The organism is Salegentibacter sp. T436 (genome assembly GCF_001932675.1).
Taxonomy (GTDB): domain Bacteria; phylum Bacteroidota; class Bacteroidia; order Flavobacteriales; family Flavobacteriaceae; genus Salegentibacter; species Salegentibacter agarivorans.
Window position 1 is genome coordinate 755,085 of the sequence record NZ_CP012872.1, and the last position, 19,907, is coordinate 774,991.

At 37.3% G+C, this 19,907-nt stretch carries 18 protein-coding genes; 8 read left to right on the forward strand and 10 right to left on the reverse strand.

Translation table 11 applies throughout. The annotated features are described in order from the left end of the window. Positions 1 to 3 precede the first annotated feature (3 nt). Genes AO058_RS03260 through AO058_RS03275 form a run of 4 tightly spaced genes read left to right on the forward strand, consistent with a single transcriptional unit; the run spans position 4 to position 3,484 of the window. Positions 4 to 984, forward strand: coding sequence for a succinylglutamate desuccinylase/aspartoacylase family protein (locus AO058_RS03260; protein ID WP_075325213.1), 981 nt, complete (start codon positions 4 to 6; stop codon positions 982 to 984). Further along, entirely contained in the window at positions 977 to 1,546 is a 570-nt protein-coding gene (locus tag AO058_RS03265; protein WP_075325214.1) for a 5-formyltetrahydrofolate cyclo-ligase, read from the forward strand. Before AO058_RS03260 ends, AO058_RS03265 begins: the two co-directional genes overlap by 8 nt. Positions 1,547 to 1,594: 48 nt before the next feature. Then, positions 1,595 to 3,043 carry a PAS domain-containing sensor histidine kinase gene (locus AO058_RS03270; RefSeq protein WP_075325215.1) on the forward strand — a complete coding sequence of 483 codons (1,449 nt, stop codon included), beginning with the start codon at positions 1,595 to 1,597 and terminating at the stop codon, positions 3,041 to 3,043. A gap of 18 nt (positions 3,044 to 3,061) precedes the next feature. After that, on the forward strand, positions 3,062 to 3,484 hold the full coding sequence (locus AO058_RS03275) for a response regulator (protein ID WP_075325216.1): 423 nt from the start codon (positions 3,062 to 3,064) through the stop codon (positions 3,482 to 3,484). Here the strand turns inward: AO058_RS03275 and AO058_RS03280 are convergent, their stop codons facing one another. The 6 genes from AO058_RS03280 to gdhA form a co-directional block, all read right to left on the reverse strand. Continuing rightward, positions 3,485 to 4,108 carry a lipoprotein signal peptidase gene (locus AO058_RS03280; RefSeq protein WP_075325217.1) on the reverse strand — a complete coding sequence of 208 codons (624 nt, stop codon included), beginning with the start codon at positions 4,106 to 4,108 and terminating at the stop codon, positions 3,485 to 3,487. It lies immediately after the preceding gene. Between the two features lie 166 nt (positions 4,109 to 4,274). Further along, on the reverse strand, positions 4,275 to 4,658 hold the full coding sequence (locus AO058_RS03285; RefSeq protein WP_075325218.1) for a TraR/DksA family transcriptional regulator: 384 nt from the start codon (positions 4,656 to 4,658) through the stop codon (positions 4,275 to 4,277). Between the two features lie 5 nt (positions 4,659 to 4,663). Then, positions 4,664 to 8,065, reverse strand: coding sequence for an isoleucine--tRNA ligase (ileS, locus tag AO058_RS03290; protein ID WP_075325219.1), 3,402 nt, complete (start codon positions 8,063 to 8,065; stop codon positions 4,664 to 4,666). Between the two features lie 145 nt (positions 8,066 to 8,210). Then, positions 8,211 to 10,616: a TonB-dependent receptor gene (locus tag AO058_RS03295; protein WP_075325220.1), complete on the reverse strand. Its 2,406-nt coding sequence runs from the start codon at positions 10,614 to 10,616 to the stop codon at positions 8,211 to 8,213. Further along, the gene (gene recO / locus AO058_RS03300) at positions 10,617 to 11,336 is read right to left on the reverse strand and encodes a DNA repair protein RecO (protein WP_075325221.1); all 720 of its coding nucleotides are present in this window, start codon (positions 11,334 to 11,336) and stop codon (positions 10,617 to 10,619) included. An 83-nt stretch (positions 11,337 to 11,419) separates the two neighbouring features. Next, positions 11,420 to 12,763 (reverse strand): NADP-specific glutamate dehydrogenase, encoded by a 1,344-nt coding sequence (gene gdhA / locus AO058_RS03305; RefSeq protein WP_075325222.1) that lies wholly within the window; start codon positions 12,761 to 12,763, stop codon positions 11,420 to 11,422. Between the two features lie 203 nt (positions 12,764 to 12,966). On the opposite strand from gdhA, the gene AO058_RS03310 reads away from it, so the two are divergent. Further along, on the forward strand, positions 12,967 to 13,746 hold the full coding sequence (locus AO058_RS03310) for a THC0290_0291 family protein (RefSeq protein WP_075325223.1): 780 nt from the start codon (positions 12,967 to 12,969) through the stop codon (positions 13,744 to 13,746). Here the strand turns inward: AO058_RS03310 and pncA are convergent. Genes pncA through AO058_RS03330 form a run of 4 tightly spaced genes read right to left on the reverse strand, consistent with a single transcriptional unit; the run spans position 13,733 to position 16,906 of the window. After that, the gene (gene pncA / locus AO058_RS03315; protein ID WP_075325224.1) at positions 13,733 to 14,344 is read right to left on the reverse strand and encodes a bifunctional nicotinamidase/pyrazinamidase; all 612 of its coding nucleotides are present in this window, start codon (positions 14,342 to 14,344) and stop codon (positions 13,733 to 13,735) included. The genes AO058_RS03310 and pncA overlap by 14 nt on opposite strands. A gap of 2 nt (positions 14,345 to 14,346) precedes the next feature. Continuing rightward, positions 14,347 to 15,750 (reverse strand): nicotinate phosphoribosyltransferase, encoded by a 1,404-nt coding sequence (locus tag AO058_RS03320; RefSeq protein WP_075325225.1) that lies wholly within the window; start codon positions 15,748 to 15,750, stop codon positions 14,347 to 14,349. 12 nt (positions 15,751 to 15,762) lie between these two features. After that, positions 15,763 to 16,290: a macro domain-containing protein gene (locus AO058_RS03325; protein WP_075325226.1), complete on the reverse strand. Its 528-nt coding sequence runs from the start codon at positions 16,288 to 16,290 to the stop codon at positions 15,763 to 15,765. Between the two features lie 52 nt (positions 16,291 to 16,342). Beyond that, a complete protein-coding gene (locus tag AO058_RS03330) occupies positions 16,343 to 16,906 on the reverse strand; it encodes a PAS domain-containing protein (RefSeq protein WP_083634126.1) in 564 nt (187 codons plus the stop codon). Between the two features lie 322 nt (positions 16,907 to 17,228). Between AO058_RS03330 and AO058_RS03335 the strand changes: the two genes are divergently transcribed. From AO058_RS03335 to AO058_RS03345, 3 genes are all read left to right on the forward strand, one after another. Continuing rightward, positions 17,229 to 17,816, forward strand: a complete 588-nt coding sequence (locus AO058_RS03335; RefSeq protein ID WP_075325227.1) for a HupE/UreJ family protein — start codon at positions 17,229 to 17,231, stop codon at positions 17,814 to 17,816. A 64-nt stretch (positions 17,817 to 17,880) separates the two neighbouring features. Continuing rightward, a complete protein-coding gene (locus AO058_RS03340; RefSeq protein WP_075325228.1) occupies positions 17,881 to 18,312 on the forward strand; it encodes a deoxycytidylate deaminase in 432 nt (143 codons plus the stop codon). Further along, positions 18,309 to 19,895, forward strand: coding sequence for a S41 family peptidase (locus tag AO058_RS03345; RefSeq protein WP_075325229.1), 1,587 nt, complete (start codon positions 18,309 to 18,311; stop codon positions 19,893 to 19,895). The genes AO058_RS03340 and AO058_RS03345 overlap by 4 nt, the downstream gene beginning before the upstream one ends. Positions 19,896 to 19,907 lie beyond the last annotated feature (12 nt).

The following is a 19,907-nucleotide window of genomic DNA, read 5'->3' on the forward strand; positions in this document are numbered from 1 at the left end:
CCTATGGCAAAAATAACCAGTGACAATGTTCTGGAAATCCTGGGAGAAAAGGTAAAGCCGGGAAAAAGCGCCACTATTAATTTTAATATGGCCAAACTTTACACCACTACCTCGGTGGAGGTACCGGTAATTATTGAACGTTCTAAAAAGCCTGGTCCCGTTGTTTTAATAACTGCAGGAATTCACGGCGATGAAATTAACGGGGTAGAAATTGTTCGGCAAATTATCTCCAAAGGAATCAATAGGCCTCAAAAAGGAACCGTTATTTGTATTCCCGTGGTGAATATTTTTGGATTTCTGAACTTACGCCGGGAATTTCCCGATGGTCGTGACCTCAACCGAATGTTTCCGGGAACCAAACACGGTTCATTGGCCAGCAGGTTTGCATTTCAGTTTGTAAAGAAAATATTACCACTTGCAAATTTCTGTTTAGACTTTCACACTGGTGGCGCCAGCAGGTTTAATGCCCCACAGATAAGGGTGAAACGAGGCGATGAACAAAGTCTTAAATACGCACGTATTTTTAGCGCTCCTTTTACTATACATTCAAAAACCATTACAAAATCTTATCGTGAAACCTGTGCTAAGAAAGGAATTCCGGTGTTACTTTTTGAAGGCGGAAAATCTCAGGACAGCAATAAAGATATCGCCAAACACGGGGTAGAAGGCGCCATGCGAATTTTGAGCTTTTTAGAAATGCTAAATCCAAATTTTGAATATCCAGATGCGATTACCGAAACCGTAGTGATTGAAAATACCAACTGGATGCGCGCTAAATACAGCGGTTTGCTTCACATAAAAATTCCTTGTGGTAAACACGTAGAAAAAGGGGAATACATTGGTACTATTACCGATCCTTATGGGAAATTCAGGCATAAAATTAAGGCGGTAAATACCGGCTATGTAATTAATATTAACGAATCTCCCATTGTTTACCAGGGAGATGCTATTTTTCATATTTCAGCACCACCAAAAGATGAATAAAGCCGAATTACGAAAAAAATACAAAGCATTACGTTTAGAGCTTTCCGAAGAAAAAATAGAAGCGCTTAGCCTTGAAATTGCCAATCAATTACTTCAACTACCCGTTTGGGAAAAAGAATTTTACCATCTTTTTCTAAGTATTGCGGAACAAAAAGAAATCGATACCGAAAATATCTTACATATTCTCCAGGGAAAAGACAAGAACGTAGTGCTGTCTAAAACCGATGTGAAAAAACATAAACTGGAACATTTTTTACTTACCGATAGCAGCGTTATAAAAAAGAACCGCTGGAATATTCCAGAGCCCGAGGGTGGTATTCCAATCGCTCCAGCCCAAATAGATGTGGTTTTTGTACCGCTTCTCGCATTTGACGAAAACGGCCACCGTATAGGCTACGGCAAAGGTTTTTACGATAACTTTTTAAGTGAATGTAAGCCTGATGTAATTAAGGTAGGACTTTCATTCTTCGAAGCAGAGCCGGCATTTAAAGAAGTTTTTAGCAGCGATATTCCATTGGATTATTGTGTTACACCGGGTAAAATATATAGCTTTAAAAATTAGGGAATTAGGAAGTATTCTGTTATTTTTAACAAAACTTTCGCCCCTTTAATGCTAAACGACCTTCAATTAAACAGCATTCTTGAAGATTTTGATATCGCCTACTGGAAGATCAATCTTCCCAACAAAGAGGTGAGCTGGTCCGAACATTTTGATACACTTGTGGGGAATCCCATTTTTTCTGAATCTCATTTTGAATATTTTTTAAAGGAAATTCTGCACCAGGATTATCGCTACGATTTCAGACTTTATTTTGATAAACTTACCGAAGAAAATGAAGCTTTTAGCATAGAGCTTAAACTGAAACTTAATAATGGTAAATATCGCTGGTTCGAATGCCGAAACTTAAAGAATAAAGAAAATAATAAGGAAACCGCAGTACTTCTTTTTGTAAACATTCATCAAAATAAACGCGACCAATATACTATTGAAGAAAACTTCTTTTATTATCACGAAACCGCACAAATGACCAATACCGGGGGTTGGTATATAGACACCCAGAACAAGAATATTTATTGGGATAATGTGACAAAAAAGATAATTGGATGCCCCCTGGATTATCAACCACCCTACAATGAACATTTAAGATTTTATGCGCCCGAGGAACATCAGGAAGTAACTTCAGCATTTGATAAATGTGAGAAATATGGAATTCCGTTTAAGGTTGAACTAAAAATGCGGAATCTCTATAACAAAGATTTCTGGGTTCGCGCCACCGGAAAACCCGTTTATAACGAAGACCAGGATATTATTGGAATTCGGGGTGTTTTTCAGGATATAAACGATCAGAAAATAAACGAATTGAATTTACAGAATTCTCTAGACCTTGTTGCTACCCAAAATTCCCGTTTATTCAATTTTGCACATATTGTCTCCCACCACCTACGCTCCCATAGCAGTAACCTGTGTCTAATTGTTGAATTACTAAAAGACGCCAAAACCGATAAAGATAAAATTGAATTAATTCCTAATGTAGCCGATATTTCTGAAAATCTGGATTTAGCTATAAATGAGCTTAATGAAATTGTAAATAAACAAACGGTTTTAGGAAAAGAACGCCGAATTGTTTCTTTCGAAAAAGCCCTAAGTGGGGTAATGGCTTCAACTTCTTCATTAATTAATCGGGAAAATGCAAAAATCGTAGCTGAATTTCACGCCCTAAAAGAAATTAGCTATATACCTGAATATCTTGAAAGTATTTTACTAAATTTAATTACAAATGCCATTAAATATAAACATCCGGGTAGAAAACCGGTAATTTATATTCAAACCTATTTGAAGAATGAAACTCCTTTTTTGGAGGTTAGTGATAATGGTTTGGGCATTGACCTGGATCAATATGGTGACAAGATGTTTGGGATGTATAAAACCTTTCATGAGAACCTGGATTCCCGTGGTATTGGCCTTTTTATTACAAAAAATCAAGTGGAAACACTTGGGGGTACAATCTCGGTAACCAGCACTGTAGATGTAGGCACTACATTTAAAATTAAATTTTAAAAAATTAAACTAATTCTCATGGGGCAAAAAGTAGAATTGGCGTGTATTATTGACGATGATAAGATATACGTTAACCTGGTTAAGAAGATTATTGAAATTAAAAAACTTTCTAACAATCTTCTCATTTTTAAAAACGGTATGGAAGCTTTAGATCATTTTAAGTTGATTCTTGAAAACGCTACCGAAGATAGACTTCCCGATATTATTTTCCTGGATATCAATATGCCTGTTATGGATGGCTGGGAGTTTCTAAATGAATTTATTAAAATTAAGAATAACTTTGAGAAGAAGATCACACTTTATGTGGTAAGTTCTTCAATAGATCCGCGAGATTTGGAACGCGCAAAATCTATTAATTTGGTGACCGATTATCTAATTAAGCCAATAGAATTAAAGAAATTCGAAAAGATTTTTGATAGAAACGGAAACGCAGCCGCTTAGTTAGTTACTTGCTTTAGCCTCTTCCTCTTCTTTTGGAAAAGCTCGTTTATTAAAAAGCAGCAGTAAAATTACGCCCGCACTAATTGCGGTATCGGCTATATTGAATACCGGTTCAAAGAATGTGAAGTAATTTCCGCCCCAGAAAGGAATCCATTCGGGCAAATTGCCCTGCCATAATGGGAAGTAAAGCATATCTACCACCTTACCGTGAAATAAGGTACCATAGCCACCTTCTGCCGGCATAAATTCGGCTACCTGCCCATAGCTGCCATTAAAAACAATTCCGTAGAAAACAGAGTCTATAATATTCCCAAAAGCTCCTGCGAAAATTAAAGCTATTGCGGTGATTAAGATTCTTGAACCATTTTTTCTAACCGAATCCCACAACCAGTAACCAATACCGACAATGGCCACCAATCTAAAAAGCGTAAGGAAAAGTTTTCCGTATTCTCCCGGGATCTTGGTTCCCCAGGCCATTCCTTCATTTTCTACAAATAAAATTCTGAACCAATCAAAAACCGGTACTTCTTCGCCAAGCGAAAAATTTGTTTTGATATAAAATTTTGAAATTTGGTCTATTAAAAGAACCAAAACGATAATAATACCCGCTTTTTTTAAGGACATGAACTCTGTGGAATTTAAAACGCCGCTAAAATACTAATATTATTTAGTTTTTACCCGGCTAAAAATCAGCTTCTGGGAAGCATTTTTTAAATTTTATAATCTTAAAATAAAAGCGCCCCCAGGCACAAGCAAAGGGGCGCTATAAATTTTGAGTAACAGAAAATATTTATTTCTGCATGTTTTTAGCCTCAATACTTAAAGTAGCGTGTGGCACCAATTTTAAACGCTCTTTAGCGATTAATTTTCCGGTTACACGGCATATTCCGTATGTTTTGTTTTCAATCCTTGTTAAAGCATTTTTTAGGTCGCGGATAAATTTTTCCTGCCTAATAGCTAATTGAGAATTGGCTTCCTTACTCATAGTTTCGCTTCCTTCTTCAAAAGCTTTAAATGTAGGAGCAGTATCATCTGTACCGTTGTTTCCATCATTTTTATAAGCATTTTCGTAAATTTCCAATTGCTCCTGTGCCTTCGCGATTTTGCCTTTAATCAGGGCCTTAAACTCAGCTAATTCGGCATCGCTATACCGTTCTTTTACTTCAGTTGCCATAATTTCTAATGTTTTTTAATAAACATTTTGGTAGTAATATCGTCAAAAGCAACCTCGGCTCCTTCAGTTACCACCTCTGCAAATTCGAGACTTGCAGTTAATGTTTCATTTTTAATATAGGTTATATTTTGGTTAACGGCATCCTCGACAATACCGTCCTTTTGTAGGGTCACATCAATAGTATCGGTAACTTCAAAGCCAGAATCTTTTCTCATATTCTGTATCCTGTTTACCAATTCCCTGGCAATTCCTTCCTTTTTTAATTCTTCAGAGATACTAACGTCTAAAGCTACGGTAATATTACCACTACTTGCCACTAGCCAGCCTTCAATATCCTGGGAAATAATTTCTACTTCTTCAGAAGCTAATTTAACCATTTCTCCGTTAAGATTTATCGCAATATTGCCTTCTCGCTCTATCTTTGAAATATCTTCAGGAGTTAATTTATTTATCTCGTTGACTACCAGCTTCATATCCTTTCCAAATCTTGGGCCAAGAACCTTAAAGTTTGGTTTTATTTGCTTTACAAGTAAGCCTGAAGCATCATCTATAAGCTGAAGTTCTTTTACGTTTACTTCAGATTTTATCAAGTCCTCAACCGCCTGAATTTCTTCACGTTGCTGCTCGTCAAGCACCGGAATCATTACTCTCTGCAACGGTTGTCTTACTTTTATCATTTCCTTTTTTCTAAGCGATAATACCAATGAAGAAATGGTTTGAGCCTTCTCCATTTTTCGCTCTAAAGATTTATCAACAAACTTATCATCATACTTTGAAAATTCAGCCAAATGTACCGATTCAAAGTTTTCTTTTTGTGTACTCTTGTTTAAGTCTTTGTAAAGCCTATCCATAAAGAACGGCGCCACCGGTGCACCCAGTTTGGCCACTTCAACTAAACAGGTATAAAGCGTTTGATATGCTGAAATTTTATCTTGCTGGTAATCGCCTTTCCAGAATCTTCTTCTACTTAAACGCACAAACCAGTTACTAAGGTTTTCCTGAACAAATTCTGAAATTGCCCGGGTTGCCCTGGTGGGTTCATAATCGGCATAAAATTTATCTACTTTCTCAATTAAAGTATGTAATTCTGAAAGGATCCAACGATCTATCTCGGGTCTTTCTTCCAAAGGAATATCATCCTCTTTATAGGTGAAATTATCAATATTCGCATATAAAGTGAAGAAAGAATAAGTGTTATAAAGCGTACCGAAAAATTTACGAAGCACCTCAGCAATTCCTTCAATATCAAATTTTAAGTTATCCCATGGATTGGCGTTAGAGATCATATACCAACGCGTAGCATCTGGGCCGAAAGCCGCCAATGTTTCAAAAGGATCTACCGCGTTTCCAAGACGTTTAGACATTTTTTGTCCGTTTTTATCTAAAACAAGTCCGTTAGAAACTACGTTTTTATAAGCTACATCATCAAAAATCATTGTAGCGATAGCGTGCAGGGTATAAAACCAGCCTCTGGTTTGGTCAACACCTTCGGCTATGAAATCGGCCTGACGTTCTCCTTCTTCTACTTTTTCCTTATTTTCAAAGGGATAATGCCACTGCGCATAAGGCATAGAACCAGAATCGAACCATACATCTATAAGATCGTCTTCACGTTTCATTGGCTTGCCGGAATCTGAAACTAACGTGATTTCATCTACCACATTTTTATGAAGATCTACCAGATCGTAGTTTTCTTCACTCATATTTCCGGGTTCAAAACCTTCAAAAATATCTTTATCCATCAAGCCGGCTTTAACCGACTTCGCCATTTCTTCTTTCAATTCTGCAATAGAACCAATAAGCTTTTCCTCTTTCCCTTCTTCGGTTCTCCAAATTGGCAAGGGAATTCCCCAATAACGACTTCTGGATAAATTCCAGTCATTCGCATTGGCCAGCCAATTTCCAAAACGGCCTTCGCCAGTAGATTTTGGTTTCCAGTTAATGCCTTTATTCAATTCGTGCATGCGCTCCTTGAATTCGGTTACTTTTATGAACCAGGAATCCAACGGATAGTATAAAATAGGTTTATCGGTTCTCCAGCAATTTGGATAGCTGTGAACATATTTTTCTACTTTAAAAGCACGATTTTCTTCTTTTAGTTTTATAGCAAGTTCAACGTCTACAGATTTCTCTGGCGCCTGCCCTTCGTCATAATATTCGTTCTTCACATACTTCCCGGCAAATTCACCCATCTCTGGTCTAAATTTACCCTGTAGATCTACCAGCGGAACAAGGTTCCCATTTTCATCTTTCACCAATAATGGCGGAACTTGAGGTGTAGCCTGTTTCGCTACCAACGCATCGTCTGCACCAAAAGTTGGCGAAGTATGCACAATTCCGGTACCGTCTTCTGTAGTCACAAAATCTCCAGCAATTACACGGAAAGCATTTTCAGGATTTTCTGCAGGTAATGCATACGGCAACAACTGCTCGAATTTTATCCCAACCAGATCCTTTCCTGTGAAAGTTTCCCCGATTAAAAATGGGATCTTTTTATCACCTTCGTTATAAGCTTTAAGTTCCTCTTCGGTTTCAACTTCTGTAAACTTTTTATCAAACTGAGCCTTAACCAGCGCCTTCGCAACCAAAATAGTGATTGGCTCAAAAGTATACTGATTATAAGTTTTTACTGAAACATATTCAATTTTTGGCCCTACGGTTAATGCAGTATTAGAAGGCAAAGTCCACGGGGTAGTGGTCCAGGCGATTAAAAATGCGCCTTCCAAATCCTTTTCAACCGAAGCTGCTGAAGCATCAGTAATTTTAAACATTGCCGTAACAGTGGTATCGGTCACATCCTGGTAAGTCCCAGGTTGGTTGAGTTCGTGAGAACTTAGTCCCGTTCCTGCTTTTGGAGAATATGGCTGAATGGTGTAACCTTTGTAAATAAGGTCTTTTTTATAAATTTCAGAAAGCAGCCACCAAACTGTTTCCATATATTTTGATTTATAGGTAACGTATGGATCTTCCATATCTACCCAATAACCTATTTTTTCGGTAAGGTCGTTCCACACATCGGTGTAACGCATTACCGCATTTTTACAGGCTTCGTTATATTTTTCTACGGAAATTTTGGTCCCAATATCTTCTTTGGTAATCCCAAGTTCTTTTTCTACACCAAGTTCTACCGGGAGACCGTGCGTATCCCAACCTGCTTTACGTTTTACCTGATATCCTTTTTGGGTTTTATAACGACAAAAAATATCCTTAATAGCTCGCGCCATTACGTGGTGAATTCCCGGAAGCCCGTTCGCAGAAGGTGGCCCTTCAAAAAACACAAACGGTTCTTTGCCTTCCCGTGTAGAAACGCTTTTTTCAAAAATATCGTTCTCCTTCCAGTAACTTAAGATTTCCTCAGCTACTTTTGGTAAGTCAAGTCCTTTATATTCAGGGAACTTATTGCTCATTTTTTCAAAATTTCCAATGAGTCGCGAAAATAATCAAATTTAAGAAAAGAGTGCGATAGAAAAACGGAAAAAGCTAACCCAAAAGAAATTGAAATGAAATAAACCCAGAAAGATTTTTAAAAGCCTTGAGAATTACGAAAAAGGATTAAAAACTATACCTCAGCGCTAAAATTAAATTTCTACCTGCAGCGGCGATTCCCGAGGAATAAGTTCGGTAACGCTGGTCGGTAATATTTTCTAAGGAAGCGGTTGCCAGCAAGTTTTTGCTAAACTCGTATTGTCCTGTTAAATTTAGGCTATACCAGGAAGGTGAATATGGATTTCCATTATCGTCTATGGCGTATAAATAGGCTTTGCCCTGTTCTGAAGGCGCAAGATCTTCATAATCGAATTGCCCATTATATTCAGCAAAAAGATCGAATTTCAGTCTTTTTTTGTGCCATATTAAATGTGTATTTCCAAATACAGGAGCTGCGTGGCGTAATGCCGCGGTAGAACCATCTTCCTGCTCTTCTTTTCCTTCAGTAATACTTATTTGGGAACTGAATCTTAGCGCGACAGATAAATCAATTTCTATCCCACTCTCAAAACCATAAACATGCGCTTTCGCTGTGTTCTGAATCGCCTGCACACGGCTTGGCTCTCCCTGGTAATCTATTTCGGTTTCTCCATTTAAGTTGAAATCCCTGCGTACCATAGCGTCATTCAAATACGTATAAAATGCGGTCGCGATAAAACTGATATTTTCGGCAGGTTTCCAGTCAAAACCAAGTTCACTGCTGTAGGCATATTCCGGTTTTAAATCTGGATTTGGCACTACAACAGCGCCCGGTTCAGAATCGAAAATTTTACCCATATCATCTATATTAGGAGCTCTAAATGCAGTTGAAAGATTTAATCGCCACCCAATAAACCTGTTTTGCTGCCAGTTAATTCCCGCGCTCCCGGTTAAGGCACCGGTATTAATATTGGCTTTCTGAAATGGAAAATCATATAAATTCTCATCAAAATCAGCATTCACCAGAATATGATTATACCGAAGTCCAGATTGAAAAGAAAGATCTTTCTGGATTTTCCATTGATAAGTGGTATAAGCGGCGATTGACTGCCAGGTGGAAGCATCTGGATATCGTGACGCAGTGATATTTTCTTCTTCAGTTAAAATATTTTCTGTAAATCCTGTAGAATTTACTTTATTAAAAACATACTCGGCGCCATAAAATAACCGGCTTTCTTCAAAAGTCTTTTCAAAATCAAAATTCACCGAATATGCATCTACATTTTCTTTGGTGTTGTATAACCAATCCTCCCCAAAATCACGGTTATGCCTGCTTTCTTCAAAAAATTGGTAAGCGGTGGTCATCTGGGCCTTATCATACAAAGATCCGTGGCCTTTTTTATTGATCTTAAAATTACCCATAAACCACTCCTGAGGACCATAATACCATTCTGCTGATCGCAATTCAGCATCGCGCTTTCTATAAAGCCTGTCAAATCTTGGAAAATCTGATGTGGTAGAATAGATAAGTCCGAGGTTAAGATCCCAGTCTTTATGCGGCATAAATTTAACCTTCTGCAGTAAATTTATTTGATTATAGCCGGTTGGTTTTTGCACCTGTGGGTTATCATTAGAAACAATTAGATCTTCCCCATTTCTTCGCACGGCATATTCATTTCGCAAATATTCATCAGGTCCATGAGATCCCATTCTTAAATCATCGAAATCTGAAAAGCTAATACTGCTTAAAAAAGCCCAGTTCTCCAGGCCTATATTAACATCGGCGTGTACGGTTTTTTCATTATTGGCAGAAGCGTAACGGGAATAAGCGCTCCCGGAAACCGAAGTTTCATTAGTAAATGAAAATTTTGGTTTCAAAGTATAGAAATTCATCACCCCGCCAACGGCATCACTTCCATAAACCACCGATCCCGGACCAAGAATTACCTCGGTATTTTCTACCGCCAAGGGATCTATTGAGATGATATTTTGAAGATTTCCGCTTCTAAAAATCGCAGTATTCATTCTCACGCCATCTACCGTAATTAACAATCTGTTTGTTGAAAAACCACGAATCATAGGGCTTCCGCCACCTAACTGGCTTTTTTGAACAAAAACCTGCCCGCTGCTTTCTAAAAGATCGGCTGAAGTTTGCGGGCTCGCCATAATAATATCTTTAGCTGAAAAACTGACTATTTTCTGCGGAATTTCATCTTTATTCATTTCAAATTTTGCCACTGAAAGCACCACCTGCTCCAACTCGTTATCATTCCCATTTAGATAAACTGTATTCTGGTTTTGGATAATCTGGGATTTCTTTAAACTTTTATTGGAATAGTTTACGTGAGAAAAATGTATAATTTCCTCCATTTCGAATGCTGAAATATCGGCTTCCCCATCAAAATTGGTAAGCTCACTTTTAGATTTATTCGCATTGTAAATAGCCACGCTGGCAAGTGGCTCATGGCTTTCTTCATCTAAAACCTGTATCTGCTGGGCGTAGATACTATTAACCATAAAAAAAAGGAGTATTACTCCTGTGAGACTTCGCATTTAGCTAAAAATTTCGTTAAGTACGCCGAGTGATTTTGGTTTTTTAAAACCTTCAATATGCAACTCGTAATACAAAAGCAACATATTTAAAAAATTAGACCGACTTTGCTGATTCAACTTTACTTCGTTGAGAGCATCAAAATTTATGCCTAATAACTGGCGTAGAATAGTGATATTTTGGCCTTCTATACAATAATTATTGATACTGTTCATTTCAAAAACGCCATCTAAAAGATTAAAGTAAGGAAGCTCTTTAGATGCCGAATCGGGATAAAATCCCAAATAGCGCGTTAAGTTTAGTAAAAATAAAAGATGAAAATTGGCGATTTTATCGTGCAAATCTAACCACATTAGTGAATTTTCAAGATAATTAAATAACTGTGGATTGGTTTCTTCTTCCCTAATAGCGTTTTTTAAAACTTCAGCCAAAAACATAAGCATCGCGCCTTTTACCATGTTGGTATGAAGGCTGGTATAAGTGTGTAATACCTTTGCATCTTTAAGGTATTCCATTTTTCCCTGGTTGCGGTGGTTTGCAACAATTTCTAACTGGGTAAGCAGCTGAAACTGGGAAGCTTTGAACTTTCCTTTTTTAGATTTAAGCACTCCCTTAAGCATATAGGTTTTTAAGCCATCACTATAAGTATAGGCTTTCACAATCAAATCGGCCTCGCCGTATTTTAAAGCACTAATTACAATGGCCGGAGTGGTAACAAGCATTCCTTAACAATTATTTCTTCCCGAAGATAATTAAAAAAGGCCGCCCAAAAAGCGACCTTAATTTAATTCTATTTAGAAAGTAATTAAACTACTCCCTGTGCAAGCATAGCATCGGCAACTTTCACGAAACCGGCAATATTTGCTCCTTTCACGTAATCTATATAACCATCTTCTTCCTTTCCAAACTCAACACAACGATCGTGAATATCGTTCATAATCGCGTGTAATTTTTGGTCTACTTCTTGTGAAGTCCAGTTATATCGCATAGAATTTTGGCTCATTTCTAAACCAGAAGTGGCAACACCACCAGCATTAGAAGCTTTACCAGGCGAGAATAAAATTCTTGCTTCCTTAAACACCTCTACAGCATCTGGGGTACACGGCATATTCGCACCTTCGCCCACGCACATACAACCATTTTCAATTAACTTCTCAGCATCAGCTTTTTGAAGTTCGTTTTGCGTAGCACAAGGAAGCGCTACATCACATTTCACACTCCATGGTGTTTCTCCTTCATAATATTTAGCTGAAGGATATTGATCTACATATTCACTTATTCTACCACGTCTAACATTTTTAAGATCCATGATAAACTGAAGCTTTTCTGAATCAATTCCGGCTTCATCATAAATATAACCTCCAGAATCACTCATTGTTAAAATCTTCGCTTTAAATTCCAGGGCTTTTTCTGCAGCATATTGCGCCACATTTCCAGATCCTGAAACCACTACCGTTTTACCTTCAAGAGATTCATTGCGTGTTTTAAGCATATTTTGTGCAAAATATACATTCCCGTAACCGGTAGCTTCAGGACGAATAAGAGACCCACCGTAAGAGAGTCCTTTCCCGGTTAAAATGCCGGTAAATTCGTTTTGTAATCTTTTATACTGGCCAAACATATAACCAACTTCACGAGCGCCAACGCCTATATCTCCCGCAGGAACATCGGTATTTGCACCTATATGGCGATAAAGTTCTGTCATAAAACTCTGGCAAAAACTCATTACTTCATTATCTGATTTTCCTTTTGGATCAAAATCAGATCCTCCTTTTCCACCACCCATTGGTAAAGTGGTAAGGCTGTTTTTAAATACCTGCTCAAAAGCAAGAAATTTAAGGATACTAAGGTTTACGGAAGGGTGAAAACGCAAACCACCTTTGTAAGGTCCAATGGCTGAATTCATTTGAATTCTAAACCCGCGATTCACCTGAATATTACCTTCATCATCTAACCAGGAAACCCTGAACATAATAACACGTTCCGGCTCTACCATACGCTCTAAAAGTTGCATATTCTGGTACTTTTTATTCTCTTCTATAAAGGGAATAATAGTCTCAGCAACTTCGTGCACGGCCTGCATGAATTCGGGTTCATTTTGATTCCTTTTTGATACTTTATCGAGGAAATCCTGAATATTTTGTTCCATATTATGTGATACTTCAAATAGTTTATAAAAAAAGCTGTGTTTTGTACTGCAAATATATGAGTTCTATAAAAAACGACCTCAAATTTTTATCTTTTCATATAAAATTAACGTCTTACTTTCAGCGTTTTATAGAGCGAATATTTTATCTAATTTTTTGTTAAAGTAGTTTTTATATATTTGTTGCATCCTCCCAAGCTGGTACTATGCATAATTGCAAGATATTTATAGCTCTTTTAGTTTTTACATTATTCTTTCAGGGAAAGAGTTATGCCCAGTTTGGTATTGCACACGAAATTGGCGTTAAGGCCGGTCCAGCTTCATTTTTTACCGATTATGGGGAACGCTGGAATGTTAGAAATAACCTTAATAACGCGGGCTATGGCATTGGGATTTCCCATTATATGAACTTTGCCTATAAAACCGACTGTCACTACTCACAGGCGGCTTCTTTTTTTACCAATCATTTTAGAATAAGAAATGAACTGGATTATTTTTACTCTAAATTAGAACATTATGGTCCTGTAGCCAGCAAACCAACCCTGGGCGGACAATTATTACGCGCTATGCACGGGGAAAGTGAAATTATTGAAGGGGGAATTCATTTGGAATATCACCCTTTTCGCATTCGGGATTTTACGCATTCGGGTTATATGTTTTCTCCTTATATAAGCCTGGGCGGGCATTTTGTTTCTTATAAAGCTGATGCCTATTCTGATTTAGGTTCTTTGCAAAATCCTAAAAATGTTTTCCCAACTTTTATTGGCGGAATGGATTTTGACCGTGGCAGCACTTATTCTATAATTGGCGGACTTGGTTTACGCTACCGCCTGGGATTTAGACACGATCTTTTAATTGAAGCCCGGGGACAATATTACGGTAGCGACTGGCTTGACGGATTAAATATTGACGCGCCTCAAAATAAATTCAACGATTATATATTTTGGGTGAATGTTGGCTATGTTTATTATATCAACTTTCAATAGCATTTGAAGAAATAATTCTACCACCCAATTCTTTTAATTCTACTTTAGCTTTTTTAAAATCTCCCGCGTTTAGCGCGCGTGTAGCATCCTCTATTATGGTCGCTTTAAAACCTTCTTTAATTGCATCTTTAGCGGTAAAATGCACACAAATTTCAGCAGCAAGTCCGCAAAAATAAAGGTCTTTTGCATTTTTTTCTTTTAAATACCCAGAAAGCCCGGTGGATTTTAAATGCTGATTATCGTAAAAAGCACTGTAGCTGTCTATTTCTGGATTGGTGCCTTTTCTAAAAATGGCTTCAATTTTTGAAGTTTTTAAATCCTTATGAAACTCGGCGCCATCGGTATTTTGCACACAATGCTCTGGCCACATTACCTGCTCTATTCCTTTAAGATCAATAGTTTCAAACTCCTTTTTTCCTTTGTGGCTACTGGCAAAACTGGCGTGGCCGTTTGGATGCCAATCCTGGGAAGCAATTATTAAATCAAAGCTTTCCTGAATTTTATTGATCACCGGGATAATTTCATCTCCATTAGGTACAGCAAGCGAGCCACCTGGCATAAAATCGTTTTGAGGATCTATAATAATCAAAGTTTTCATAACTAATTTTTAAAAGATGCTATTAATTTATCACGTTCGGCTTTTAATGCTTCACTAATTCCCACTTTATATATATGCGGATTGTTAAAACGCTTATATTCTATAGAAAGTTCAGCCAGACGGTTTTTACTATATTCCGCGATTTCCTGAAGCGATTTCTTTTCCAGTTTATTCTTCCCGTTTTCCATAACCGGCTTCAACAATGCTTCTTTTTCTAAACCATCAACTTTCATTTGTTTATAAGGCTCAAAAGGATGAATCATATTTTTAATATTATCTTCTTCAAAAAGAGCCACCAAATCTCCGCCCACGCAGTTGCCTTCAGTATCTCTTAAACGATATACCTGTTTTTTATGCGGAAGCGTAACCTTTACAATACTTTCTGAAATTTTGATTCTTGGTTTTCCGTTGGAATAAGCCAGTTTGTAAACTCCGTCTAAAGCAGCATCAGGACTTCCAATAACAAGATTGGTTCCCACACCAAAAACATCTATCCTGGCGCCTTGTTCCAGCAAACTTTTAATTACATTTTCTTCTAATTGATTGGAAGCTGCAATTTTAACGTAATCGAGTCCGGCTTCGTCCAGCATTTTTCTGCTTTGCTTAGAGAGATAAGCTAAATCTCCACTATCTAGCCTAATAGCCATCAATTTTTCGCCGCGATCTTCCATTTCCTTTGCAACTGTAATCGCGTTGGGTACACCGCTTTTAAGCGTATCGTAAGTATCTACCAGCAGAACACAATCTTTTGGCCTACCCTCAGCAAAATCCCTAAATGCGGTGATTTCATCATCATAACTCTGAATAAAAGAATGGGCCATGGTTCCCGAAACCGGAATATTAAAATCTCTACCGGCAATTACATTACTGGTCCCGTTAAAACCCCCAATAATTGCGGCACGGGTGGCGTAATACCCTCCGGGTCCCTGCGCTCTTCTTAAACCGAAATCCAGTAAAGTTCTTTCTCCAGAAACCAGTTTAATTCGGCTGGCTTTAGTAGCTATTAAAGTTTGAAAATTGAGTAAATTAAGTAGTATGGTTTCAATAATTTGCGCTTCAATAATATTGGCTTCTACCTGCAAAATAGGCCGTGTGGGAAACACCACGTCCCCTTCCTGAACCGAATAAATATTTCCGTGGAATTTAAAATCTTTGAGATACTGCAGGAAATCATCATCAAAATCCTGTTTTTTAAGGTACTCCAGGTCTTTATCGTTGAATTTTAAATTTTCAATGATCTTCAGTAAATCCTGAAGTCCGGCAAAAATCGCGTACCCACCGTTATAAGGAAGTTTTCTGAAATAATAATCAAAAATTGCGGTATGGTCTTTTTGGCCCTTTTTAAAATACACCTGCGACATCGCCAGTTGATACTGATCGGTATAAGTAGCGGAGAAATCTAGCATAGCTTGGTTGGTTTACATTTCAGCAAGCATAGTTTCGTAAATCTCGAGATCTGCTTCACTGAATAGCACAAATTTAAGCTTTTGCAAGTGTTTAAGTTTAGGGATTTCGGCTAAAATTGTATTAAAACTGATCTTTGTCGCTTCTTTTATAGGGTAACCAAAAGCGCCGGTAGAAATTGCAGGAAAGGCAACAGACTTTACTTTCTTCTCTTCTGCTCGTTTTAAAACATTTTTATAGCAGTTTTCCAGCAGCTTATTTTCAGGCTTATCTTTACCGTAAACCGGCCCTAAACTATGAATTACATACTTATTGGGTAAATTATAAGCGACGGTAATTACTGCTTCGCCGGGAGCGATAGGTGCAAGAGGTTTGCATTCTTCATAAAGTTTTGGGCCGGCAGCACGATGAATTGCCCCTGCAACGCCACCTCCAGTGGTGAGTTGTGCATTGGCAGCATTTACCACAGCTTCCACATTGGGTAGATTAGCTATATCTCCTTGAAAAACTTCAATTTCAATATTCTGGATGGTTTTTTTCATAACTCTGATTTCTTATTCAGAAATTACAAAAATTTAATAAAAGACGAAAGGTTTAGGCCTGCCGCTCCAGGGCTAAATAATGAGTGGTTCTGTCATTTATCAAGGGAATAACGCTAATCTCGCACTTATAAGGAGTTTTATCTTTTTTATAGTTTACCAAAACTTCAGTAAAAGGTTCGTCACGTGACAATTTGTGTTTAATTCGGTTTAAAACAGCCCTATCGGTTTCTTTTCCTTGTAAAAAATGAGGTGTTTTATTTATCGCAAATTTGCTGCTATAACCAGTCATATCAGTAAAACCTTCACTCACCCACTGGATTTTAGCTTCCTGATTTGTTAAAACCAAAGCATCAAAAGATTTGTTTTGAAACACTTCTTTCCAGTTGTTTTTCCAATCGAATTTTTTGGCTAATTTTTTAAACGACTTAATTGCTTTTTCCTGTTTTAAATTCAATAATTGCTCTGCAAAATGCTCGTTATAAATATCCCAGCTGCGAAGAGGCATCACCTTAATATCAGAAACAGTAATTTCGTCTTCAATTTCTTCATATTCTTCCTGGCTTAAAGAGGAAAGATAAATATCAAGACACTGCATATTCATTAGATTCTTCTTCATAGTCTTTTTTTAGCGGTGAACAAATTCAGGTTTTATTTCGCAATCTATTTAACAAACAAAACTACCTAAAATCTTATTCAACACTCTTTAAATCAACGTTAATGTTGAGTTTTTAGAAGAAATACCTCAACAATTAACAAACGTCTATTATCATTATTTCATGTGAAACCACAAGAAGTGTTAATTTTCTAAAAAAATCTTCTCAAAAAACGGCTCATAAAATGTCATTTTATAACGCATTTGGGCTTAAAACTAAGAGCCGCAAAAGCTTTTGCAATATTCTGAATAAGTTGTACTTTCGGGTTTTTCTAATATTTCTGATATGTCCCAATTCTGGCTGTACTTTAGATTAGGTCTGGAACACGTTCTTGACTGGCAGGCTTACGACCATATTTTATTTCTTATTGTACTTGTTGCCGCTTACACCTTTAGCAGCTGGAAACGAATTCTATGGCTGGTAACCCTATTTACAATTGGCCACACCTTAGCTTTATTTCTTTCGGTTTATGAAATTGTAAAAGTAGATTCAGCCTGGGTAGAATTGTTAATTCCTATTACAATTATTCTCACAGCTCTTTACAATATTATCACAGCAAGTAAAAAAGAACGTAATAAAAATCATAATCCGTTATATTTTACAACGGTTTTCTTCGGCTTAATTCATGGACTTGGATTTTCTTCATATTTTAAAATGGTGGCTTCAAATACAGAAAGCAAATTTCTACCACTTTTAGAATTCGCACTTGGTATAGAAGCTGCGCAGGTTATTGTAGTTATTGCTGTAATAATTCTTGGTTTTATTGCCCAAAATATCTTCTCGGTTTCCAAAAGGGACTGGATCTTAGTAACTTCAGCCATAGTAATTGGTATTATTTTACCAATTCTCCAGGAAAATTTTCAGGCTATTTAATAAATTAGTGAATTAAAAATAAGACGAAAAATTTCGTCTAAAAAAGCCGCATTATAGCGCTAATATGGATAAGAAAAAACAATTAAAGTACGATAAGGCATATTTGAGAATTGCCCGCGAATGGAGTAAATTATCGCATTGTAAAAGAAAGCAGGTTGGCGCAGTTATTGTAAAAGATAGAATGATAATTTCTGATGGTTACAACGGCACTCCAACAGGATTTGAAAATTATTGTGAAGATGACGAAGGTTACACAAAATGGTACGTGCTGCACGCTGAAGCCAATGCTATTTTAAAAGTTGCAGGATCTACGCAATCCTGTAATGGCGCAACACTTTATATCACAATGTCTCCCTGTAAAGAATGCAGTAAATTAATTCACCAGGCAGGAATTACCAGGTTGGTTTATCATATAGATTATAAAGATAATTCCGGACTGGATTTTCTTGAAAAAGCAGGGGTCACCCTTGAACAAATTAACGATTTAGAAGATTGAATACCAGGCAAAAAATATTAATTCCTATTCTTCTTGCTACAGCTTGCGCCGCCGGCGTTTTGCTGGGCGGAAAACTGGATTTTTCTTCTTCTGATGCCCTTTTTTCTTCAAATCCCAAAAAACAAAAACTCAACCGACTTATAGACTACATTGACTATGAGTATGTAGACGATGTAAATACCGATAGTATTGTAGATATTACGGTTAATAGAATTCTTGAAAATCTTGATCCGCATTCGGTATATATTCCAAAAGAAGAATATGCCGGCGTAGTAGAAAATATGCAGGGCGATTTTGTAGGCATTGGGGTTAGTTTTTATAACGTTAACGATACCGTAGTGGTAATACAGGCTTTGGAAGGCGGCCCCAGTGAAAAAATAGGAATTCGCGGTGGCGACCGTATTTTATATGCCGATGGCACTCCCCTTTTTAATAAAGATATTACTAACGATTCGCTTACAAAACACCTAAAAGGAGAAGAAGATTCTCGCGTAACACTTAAAGTTAAAAGAAAAGGAATCAAGGATTTACTCACCTTTAAAGTGAAGCGGGGCCGTGTACCGCTAAAAAGTGTAGATGCCGCTTATATGTTATCGCCAGATTTAGGTTATATTAAAGTGAACAGGTTTTCTGAAACTACCTATAAAGAATTTCAAAACGCCTTGAAAAAGCTCAAGAAAGAAGGCGCTAATCAAATAGCCTTGGACCTTAGAGACAATCCTGGCGGTTATCTTTCAGAAGCGATTAAGATTGTAGACGAATTCCTGGAAGACGATAAATTAATTCTTTACACCAAAAATAAAAGCGGCTCGGTTGAAGAAACTTTTTCCCGAAGAAAAGGTCTTTTAGAGAATGGAGATCTTTTTGTTCTTATTAATGAAAATTCAGCTTCGGCAAGTGAAGTCGTGGCCGGCGCACTACAGGATAACGACCGCGGTACCATTGTAGGTCGTAGATCTTACGGTAAAGGCCTTGTGCAACGTGAAATGAATTTGGGCGATGGTAGCGCGGTAAGATTAACCATTGCACGATATTACACCCCAACGGGCCGTTCTATACAAAAGCCATATGATAACGGTAATGAGAGCTATTTTAAAGATTATATGCGACGCTATAAAAATGGGGAGCTCAATAGCGCCGACAGCATAAATGTAGATGATTCACTTAGGTACGAAACACCTAAAGGAAAAGTGGTTTATGGCGGCGGAGGGATAATTCCCGATGTGTTTATTCCGCAAGACAGTGATAATGAAAGAAACAATATAAAGCTTCTTTTACACGGCGGGTATATGAGTCGGTTTATATTTAATGTCCTCGAAGAAAACCGTACTTTTTACAATAATGTAAAGCGGGAAGAGTTTGATGAAAAAGTTACAATCTCTAACGAAATGGTGCAGGATTTTGTAAGATTTGTTGGAAATGGAAATATTAGGCTTAATGTAAATAACCATACCACTTTATTAAAGCAATATCTAAAAGCGGTAATTGCCCAACAGCTCTACGGCACCACGGCTTTTGAAAAACTAATTAATGAAAATGATCCTGCCATTGAGAAAATTCTTGAATTATCGCAAAAAAATTAATAGCTTGCATGC